The 8,124-nt window shown below is 66.7% G+C and carries 4 protein-coding genes, 1 tRNA gene and 1 pseudogene; 3 read left to right on the top strand and 3 right to left on the bottom strand.

The genetic code is table 11. From position 1 onward, the window contains the following. Nucleotides 1–44: 44 nt before the first annotated feature. Nucleotides 45–590: pseudogene (locus Q4I23_RS28020) on the bottom strand (thiamine pyrophosphate-binding protein); the annotation flags it as partial. 109 nt (nt 591–699) lie between these two features. On the opposite strand from Q4I23_RS28020, the gene gcvA reads away from it, so the two are divergent. After that, the gene (gene gcvA / locus Q4I23_RS28015; RefSeq protein ID WP_454020734.1) at nt 700–1,614 is read left to right on the top strand and encodes a transcriptional regulator GcvA; all 915 of its coding nucleotides are present in this window, start codon (nt 700–702) and stop codon (nt 1,612–1,614) included. A 166-nt stretch (nt 1,615–1,780) separates the two neighbouring features. Here gcvA and Q4I23_RS28010 read toward each other — a convergent pair whose 3' ends face one another. Together Q4I23_RS28010 and Q4I23_RS28005 are read right to left on the bottom strand one after the other, a co-directional pair. Further along, the gene (locus Q4I23_RS28010) at nt 1,781–2,416 is read right to left on the bottom strand and encodes a hypothetical protein (RefSeq protein WP_454020733.1); all 636 of its coding nucleotides are present in this window, start codon (nt 2,414–2,416) and stop codon (nt 1,781–1,783) included. A 592-nt stretch (nt 2,417–3,008) separates the two neighbouring features. Next, a tRNA-Phe gene (locus tag Q4I23_RS28005) sits at nt 3,009–3,084 on the bottom strand. Between the two features lie 339 nt (nt 3,085–3,423). Between Q4I23_RS28005 and adhE the strand changes: the two genes are divergently transcribed. Together adhE and Q4I23_RS27995 are read left to right on the top strand one after the other, a co-directional pair. Continuing rightward, nucleotides 3,424–6,084: a bifunctional acetaldehyde-CoA/alcohol dehydrogenase gene (adhE, locus tag Q4I23_RS28000; RefSeq protein ID WP_498528377.1), complete on the top strand. Its 2,661-nt coding sequence runs from the start codon at nt 3,424–3,426 to the stop codon at nt 6,082–6,084. Between the two features lie 292 nt (nt 6,085–6,376). Continuing rightward, on the top strand, nt 6,377–8,050 hold the full coding sequence (locus Q4I23_RS27995; RefSeq protein WP_498528376.1) for a helix-turn-helix domain-containing protein: 1,674 nt from the start codon (nt 6,377–6,379) through the stop codon (nt 8,048–8,050). The last annotated feature ends 74 nt before the right edge of the window (nt 8,051–8,124 follow it).

The raw sequence follows: 8,124 nt of genomic DNA, 5'->3' as shown, positions 1-8,124 counted from the left end.
GCGTATAATCGTCGGCAGCGTCAGATGTGTATAAGAGACAGGTCCACCGGCTGGGCCAGGCGGGCGACGGCGACATCCGCCGTCTCCACCAGCATGTCTTCCGGAAGCACCAGCACGACTGGGCCGGGGCGGCCGGCGAGCGCGGTGTGGAAGGCGCGGCTGACCATCTCCGGCACGCGGTCGGCGCTGTCGATCTCGGCCACCCACTTGGCCATGCCGCCGAACATGAGCGTGTAGTCGACCTCCTGGAAGGCGTCGCGCCCGCGCATGCCGCGCTCGATCTGGCCGATGAACAGGATCATCGGGGTGGAGTCCTGCTGCGCCACATGGACGCCCGGCGCGGCGTTGGTGGCGCCGGGGCCGCGGGTGACGAAACAGATGCCCGGACGCCCGGTCAGCTTGCCCTCGGCCTCCGCCATCATGGCGGCGCCGCTCTCATGGCGGGCGTTGATCGTGCGGATCGGGGAATCGTGCAGCGCGTCCAGCACGGCGAGGTAGCTTTCGCCCGGCACGCAGAACACGCGCTCGACGCCCTGCGCTTCCAGCGCATCGACGATCAACTGGCCTCCGGTCTTGCCATTGGTCTGCATGGCGCGCTCGTTCCTCGGCTGGGCGTTCAAATCTTCCTCAATCTGGCGGCAGGCCCCGCCCCGCGCAACCGACTTTCTTTCCCCAGGTCATGAGCTATAGTCATGACCCATGGGTCTGCAACGCCGTCTTCTCCCGTCCATGAGCGCGCTCTCCGCCTTCGAGGCGGCGGCGCGCACCGGCAGCTTCACCGCCGCGGCGCAGGAGCTGGCGCTGACCCAGGGCGCCGTCAGCCGCCAGATCAAGGCGCTGGAGGACCAGCTCGGCGTTCCGCTGTTCGTGCGCCGCGACCAGCGCGTGACCCTGACCCCGGCCGGCGAATCCTATGCGGCGGAGGTGCGGGAGGCGCTGCACCGCGTGGGGGCGGCGACGCTGCGGGTCATGACCGCGCCGCAGGGGGGCGTGCTGAAGCTGGCCGTTCTGCCGACCTTCGGCACGCGCTGGCTGGTGCCGCGCCTGCCCGCCTTCCAGGCGGCGCACCCGCAGATCATCATCCATTTCATGACGAAGATGGAGCCCTTCGACTTCCGGTCGGAGGATCTGGACGCCGCCATCCATTTCGGCGCCGCCGACTGGCCGGGTGCTGTGTGCGAGCGGCTGATGGAGGAGGAGGTCCTGCCGCTCTGCGCCCCGTCCTTCCTGGCGGCCCACCCGATCCGCACGGCGTCGGACCTCGTGGCGCTGCCGCTTCTGCACACCACCAGCCGTCCGGAGGCATGGCGGGACTGGTTCGCCGCCCAGGGCATCGAGCGGCACGAGGGCGCCGGCATGTTCTTCGAACAGTTCTCCACCACCGCTCAGGCGGCGATCACCGGATTGGGGGTGGCGCTGCTGCCAACCCTGCTGGTGCAGGCCGAGTTGCGGGACGGGGCGCTGGTCCCGGCGCTGGACCGGCCCTACCGGAACCCGGACCGGGCCTATCACCTCGTCCACCCCTCGTCACGGGCGCATCACCCGCCACTGATGGCGTTCCGGGAGTGGTTGCTGGGGGCCTGCGCGTCGGCTTCCGCCGGTCGCGGCCGCTGAAGGCCCATTTCAGGATCGGCGGCTTGTCCGCCGGGCGGGTTCGTTCGGTGGTGCTCCCCCGATCCGATTCGCATCGTTGGGAGAAAAATGGGCGCTTCGGCGTGCCGGCCTCACTCTTGGCCATTGCGGCGCAGGGGAGTGCCCCGCTCTTGTCTTCGCGAACATATTACAATTTGCGGTTGGCCAGGACGTAGGCGACTTTGGCTGTTATCGTGTTGTCAGCCAGCCATTTATTGAACATGCCGCCCAAGTTGTCGATCTTCGGCTTATAGGCGTTGGGGCCGTTGTTGCAGGAAGCATAGGTACCGCTGGGGCCAAGGCCGTAAGTGCCGCCACCTTCTGCTTTGATTTGACAGGGATGGTCAACAGACCACTGCTTGTAAAGCCATCCTTCGCTGTCCGTGCCAAATTCGAAAACGACACCGGGATCCGAGTTGGTGACATATTGCATCACGTAGGAAAAACGTGGGGCAATCCCAACAAAGGATTTCTCCGGCAATCCAAGTCTTGAGTAATTGCTGTTGATAAAGTCATTTGCCTGTTGGGTCGGCATGCCGCGGTACCAGAATTTTGCTTTTTCGGCTTCAGCATCCGCGAAGGCTGCGTAGTTCCTAACCAATTTCATGGCGTTGACGGTGGTGTTCTTACTATCGAGAATCAGAATGCCTTTTTCATACATTGGGATGAGAACATCCATGTTGTTTCTTTTCAAGGTGTTGATGATATCGCTGGCGGTCATGGTGTCGGCTGCGGCGATGTTGGGCAGCAAAGCCAGGATGATGAAAAACAGGAACCTCTTCATGATCCGTCATTCCTTTCCGAAGTCGCATCGTGGGCTTCTCCGGACCCAGGCGCTTGATGCGGTGTCCGTAATGGTGTCCCTCATTCTCACAGGAAAGCGGGCGGCCTGAAGCGAACGAAAGCTTGCATTAGCGGTGGGTCCGCGGCTTTGCTGGGAGCGCCCTAAGCATTGCCTTCAAAAATGACGCCTGAATCGCGTTTTTGTGAATGGAGTCCCGTTTGTTTCTTCGCAGCGGGTTATTCAGACAGCGCAGACAATCGATCGATTTCTGGCAAGATGGTGTCGATGGGCTTGGGCCGCGCCAAAGGCTTGGCGTCCTTGTTGCGGGCGCGAACGAGGGGGCAATGATGTCCTGTGCATCGGCAATGGATTGCAGGATGCCGCGTGGGATGCGCCGCCCGCAGGGGCTCACACTGCCGCTTTGACTGTGCCACGATTGTGCTGGCACAGCGAAAAATCGGCATCATAAAAAAAGGAGATTTCAATGGCTTGGCAGGCGAGGAATGATTTCCTCCGCGACTTGGCCAAGTTCGGGCTGGGCGAGTCGGCTTTACCCGATCCGCCGCCGATGGTTTGATCGGCAAAAGAAAAATGGTGCCCAGGGACGGAGTCGAACCGCCGACACGGGGATTTTCAGTCCCCTGCTCTACCAACTGAGCTACCTGGGCGCCGCTGCGTGCGGGGGCGTCTTATAAGAAGAACCGGGGCGCTTGTCCAGGGCAATTCGTCACCCGTTCGAAAGAGATTTTCCAAGGAGGCCGGGTGGGGCAGGGTTGGCGCTACCCCGAAAGTGGTCATACCAGTTTTGACCTGAGTCATGGTCCTTCCCTCCGCGGTGGGGGATAGTTTCCCTGCCGCGCGGACCGGAAAGAAGCGCCGCCCGGCCATGACCGATTTTCCGTGCGTGCCCCGGATGCCGTTCCTGAAGGGCCATAGCCCGCCCGCATCCGGTTTCCCTGTCCGGCCCGAAGGGGCCGGCGGCGCGCCAACCGCAGAGGCGACACGATATGCCCGTCACCACGCTTGCAGACCTCAACGACCTCGTCCTTCGCGTCCGGGAGGCGCAGAAAGTCTACGCCGGCTTCCCGCAGGAGACCGTGGACCGCATCTTCCGCAACGCCGCCCTGGCCGCCGCCAACGCGCGCATCCCGCTGGCGAAGCTGGCGGTTGCCGAGACGCGCATGGGCGTGATGGAGGATAAGGTCGTCAAGAACCACTTCGCCTCCGAATACATCTACAACAAGTACAAGGACGAGAAGACCTGCGGCATCCTCGAGGAGGACCCGGAATACGGCATCATGACGATCGCCGAGCCGGTGGGCCTGATCTGCGCCATCGTGCCGACGACCAACCCGACCTCGACCGCCATCTTCAAGGCGCTGATCAGCCTGAAGACGCGCAACGGCATCGTCTTCTCGCCGCACCCCCGCGCCCGCAAGGCGACCTGCGAGGCCGCTCGGATCGTGCTGCAGGCGGCGGTGGAGGCCGGCGCGCCGCCGGACATCATCGGCTGGATCGACGAGCCCTCGGTGGAGCTGTCGAACGCGGTGATGCACCACCCCGACATCAACCTGATCCTGGCGACCGGCGGGCCGGGCATGGTCAAGGCGGCCTACTCCTCGGGCAAGCCGGCCATCGGCGTCGGCGCCGGCAACACCCCGGCGGTGATCGACGAATTCGCCGACATCAAGCGGGCCGTCGCCTCCATCCTGATGTCCAAGACCTTCGACAACGGCGTGGTCTGCGCGTCCGAGCAGTCGGCCATCGTCGTGGACGCCGTCTATGACGCGGTGCGCGACCGCTTCGCCCACCATGGCGGCCACATCCTGTCGGCTGGGGACGCCGACGCGGTGCGCAAGGTGCTGCTGAAGAACGGCGCGCTGAACGCCGACATCGTCGGCCAGTCGGCCGGCGCCATCGCCGCCATGGCCGGGGTGAGCGTTCCCGCAAACACCAAGGTGCTGATCGCCGAGGTCGAGGCGGTGACCGAGGACGAGCCCTTCGCCCATGAGAAGCTGTCGCCGACCCTGGCGCTCTACCGCGCCCGCGACTTCATGGACGCCTGCGACAAGGCGGCGGCGCTGGTCGCGCTGGGCGGCATCGGCCACACCTCCGCCCTCTACACCGACCAGGACCAGCAGCCGGAGCGCATCCGCCATTTCGGGCAGGCGATGAAGACGGCGCGCATCCTGATCAACACGCCATCGTCGCAGGGCGGCATCGGCGACCTCTACAATTTCCGGCTGGCGCCGTCGCTGACGCTCGGCTGCGGTTCCTGGGGCGGCAACTCGATCTCCGAGAATGTCGGGCCGCAGCACCTCATCAACCGCAAGACCGTGGCGAAGCGGGCCGAGAACATGCTGTGGCACAAGCTGCCGAAATCCATCTACTTCCGCCGCGGCTGCCTGCCCTTCGCTCTGGAGGAACTGCGCGGGAAGAAGCGCTGCCTGATCGTCACCGACCGCTTCCTGTTCGAGAACGGCCACGTCGACGAGACCGTGCGCATCCTCAAGGGGCTGGGCCTCGCGGTGGAGACCTTCTTCGAGGTCGCCGCCGACCCCACCCTGGCGGTGGTGCGGCGTGGGCTGGCGCTCGCCAACGCCTTCCAGCCGGACGTTATCCTGGCGCTGGGCGGCGGCTCGCCGATGGACGCGGCCAAGATCATGTGGGTGATGTACGAGGCCCCGGACGTCGCCTTCGAGGATCTGGCCCTGCGCTTCATGGACATCCGCAAGCGCATCTACACCTTCCCCAAGCTGGGGGTGAAGGCGCAGTTCGTCGCCGTCCCGACCACGTCCGGCACCGGCTCGGAAGTCACGCCCTTCGCCGTGGTGACCGACGAGCGCACCGGCATCAAGTACCCGATCGCCGATTATGAACTGACGCCGACCATGGCGATCATCGACGCCAATCTGGTGATGGACATGCCGAAGTGCCTGACCGCCGCCGGCGGCATCGACGCGGTCACCCACGCGCTGGAGGCCTACGTCTCCGTCCTGGCGAACGAGTACACCGACGGGCAGGCGCTCCAAGCGCTGAAGCTGCTGAAGGTGCATCTGCCCTCCGCCTACGCCAACGGCGCCAAGGACCCCAAGGCGCGCGAGCAGGTGCACAGCGCCGCCACGCTGGCCGGCATCGCCTTTGCCAACGCCTTCCTCGGCGTCTGCCATTCGATGGCGCACAAGCTGGGGGCGGAGTTCCACCTGCCGCACGGCGTCGCCAACGCGCTGCTGATCGCCAACGTCATCCGCTACAACGCCGCCGACATTCCGACCAAGCAGACCGCCTTCAGCCAGTACGACCGGCCCAAAGGCGTGGCCCGCTACGCCGAGATCGCCCGCCACCTCGGCCTCGGCGGCAGCCGTGACCATGAGCGGGTGGAAAAGCTGGTCGACTGGGTGGAGGAGCTGAAGCGGACGCTGGACATCCCGGCCTCGATCCAGGCCGCCGGGGTGCCGGAGGCGGAGTTTCTGGCCCGGTTGGACGCCATCGCCGAGGCCGCCTTCGACGACCAGTGCACCGGCGCCAACCCGCGCTTCCCGCTGGTCGCGGAGATCCGGCAGCTCCTGCTCGACAGCTACTACGGCCGCGCCTACGCCGAGGGGGCGGAGCGTGCGCCGGACGCCGGGGCGGAGCGCAAGCCGGTGGCGCTGGTCCGTTCGCGGTGATGCCTTCACGTTGATTTAGGCCTGACGGGCCGCCCGGCGCCGGGACACCGGACGCCGGGCGGCCCATTTGTTTGTCCGGAAAAAAGCCAGTTTGCCGAAGACTTCACGCCCTGACGCCATGAAGCGTCGATTGGCTGTGAACCCATTGTCTGAAACGGCGGCAGGTGATTCCGGTCATGATTCGATCTTATCAATCCGATTACCGCCATCGCGGCTCCGCGATGCATGCATTCGTCTTCACGGTCCGGCGCACGCGGAAGATGCGGCACGGCTTTACCAAGGAGGCGGTGCGATGACTGTGTCGGTCTGTGGCACGCTGGACGAGATCCTGCACCCGGCCTCGGCCGATTTTCGCAGCCTGCCGGACCTGATCGGCGGTCTGATGGACCGGCTGGCCGACCGCGCGCCGCTGCGCGGCGGAGCGCTGTGGCTCCAGGACATGGGCACGCTGGTGCTCGCCCAGGACCGGGCGGGCGGGCGCCTCTGCTGGACGGCGGACGGCGACCCCAACGACGCCGCGGCCGACCCGGAGGCGGTGGTGGTGCCCATCACCTACGCTGACGCGCCGGTCGGCGAGATGCGGCTGGTTCTCGACCATGCGCCGGACGGCGCCGCGCCCGAAGCGCCCATCCTGCAGGACGTCGCCCGCCAGTGCGGCTATCTGGCCAAGCGCTACGAGGTGCGGCGCTGGGCGGAGCGGCGGTTCGGGCGGCCCCTGATGATGGTCGGCATGAGCCAGGCGCTGCGCGAGCTGGACGCTTTCCTGGAGCAGGCCGCCCACAGCGCGTTGCCCGTCCTGCTGACCGGGGAGTTCGGAACGGAGAAGGCGCAGCTCGCTGCGGCGATCCACGGCTGCGGACCGCGGCGCGACGGCCCCTTCGTCCAGATCAACGGGGCGGACCCGGCGGGGACTCCCGCCGACTGGTTCGCGCGGGCCGCCGGGGGCACCCTGTTCCTCAGCGGCGTGGACGAGATGACGCCGGCCCTGCAGGGGCAGATCGTCCAGCACATGCCGTCCCAGCTCGGTCAATGGCTCGACGCGCCGGGCGGCTGGACGCACTCCGGCAATGGGGCGGGCAATGGGATGACAAGCGGGATGGCCAGCGGGATGGCCAGCGGGATGGGGGGACCGCGGGTCATCGCTTCGACGACCGCCGACCTGCGGCGGCTGGCGGAGGAGGGACGCTTCTCCCGCCCGCTGCTGGCCGAGCTGGATTTCCTGTGCGCCACCGTGCCGCCGCTGCGCGACCGGCCGGCGGACATCGAGCCGCTGGTCCTCGCCGCCCTGGACCGCCACGGCGGACGCGCCGACGAGACGCGGACCGACGAACTGATCGCCCTGTGCAAGGCCCACAGCTGGCCGGAGAACCTGTTCGAGCTGGAGCGGGTGATCGCCCGGCTGGCGGTGATGACCGGAGGCAAGCCGATCCGCCATGGCGACGTGCGCCGCCACGCCCCCTGGATGGTCGGCGGCGCCATGCCGGCCTATGCGGAGTCCACCATCCAACCGGCTGACCAATCGGTTGGCCAATCGGAGGCCGCGCCGGTTCCCCCGCCGACCCCGGCGCCCGCCAACCACTGGGTGCATTGCGCGCTGACCCGGGACCCGGCGGCGCTGGCCCGGCTGCACGGCGGCTTGCGCAAGGCGCTGGTGTTCCTGGGCGAGCGCTTCGCCGATCCGATCACGCTGGACGAGCTGTCCCGGCAAGCCCATGTCAGCCCGTCCCACCTCAGCTACCTGTTCCGGACGGAGCTTCAGACCTCCTTCAAGGGTCTGCTCGGCCGCATCCGCATCCACAAGGCGCAGAAGATCCTGGCCGCGGATCGCCGCCTCCCCATCACCGAAGTGGCGATGAACGTCGGCTACGGCGACCTCAGCCATTTCGAGAAAAGCTTCCGCCGCATCGTCGGGCAGAGCCCTCGGGAATACCGGCGCAACCTCCCGGGAACCCCCGCGCGCGGCTAGAGCCCTTTCAGGGGTTACCGATTCAGAAGGAGTTTACGGCAACTGGGCTGCGTGATTCACCGTCCTCGACGGAT

It is taken from the genome of Azospirillum sp. UFLA03-27, from assembly GCF_059803775.1.
Note: the sequence above shows the minus strand (reverse complement) of the source record. Positions and strands in the feature narration are given on the sequence as shown.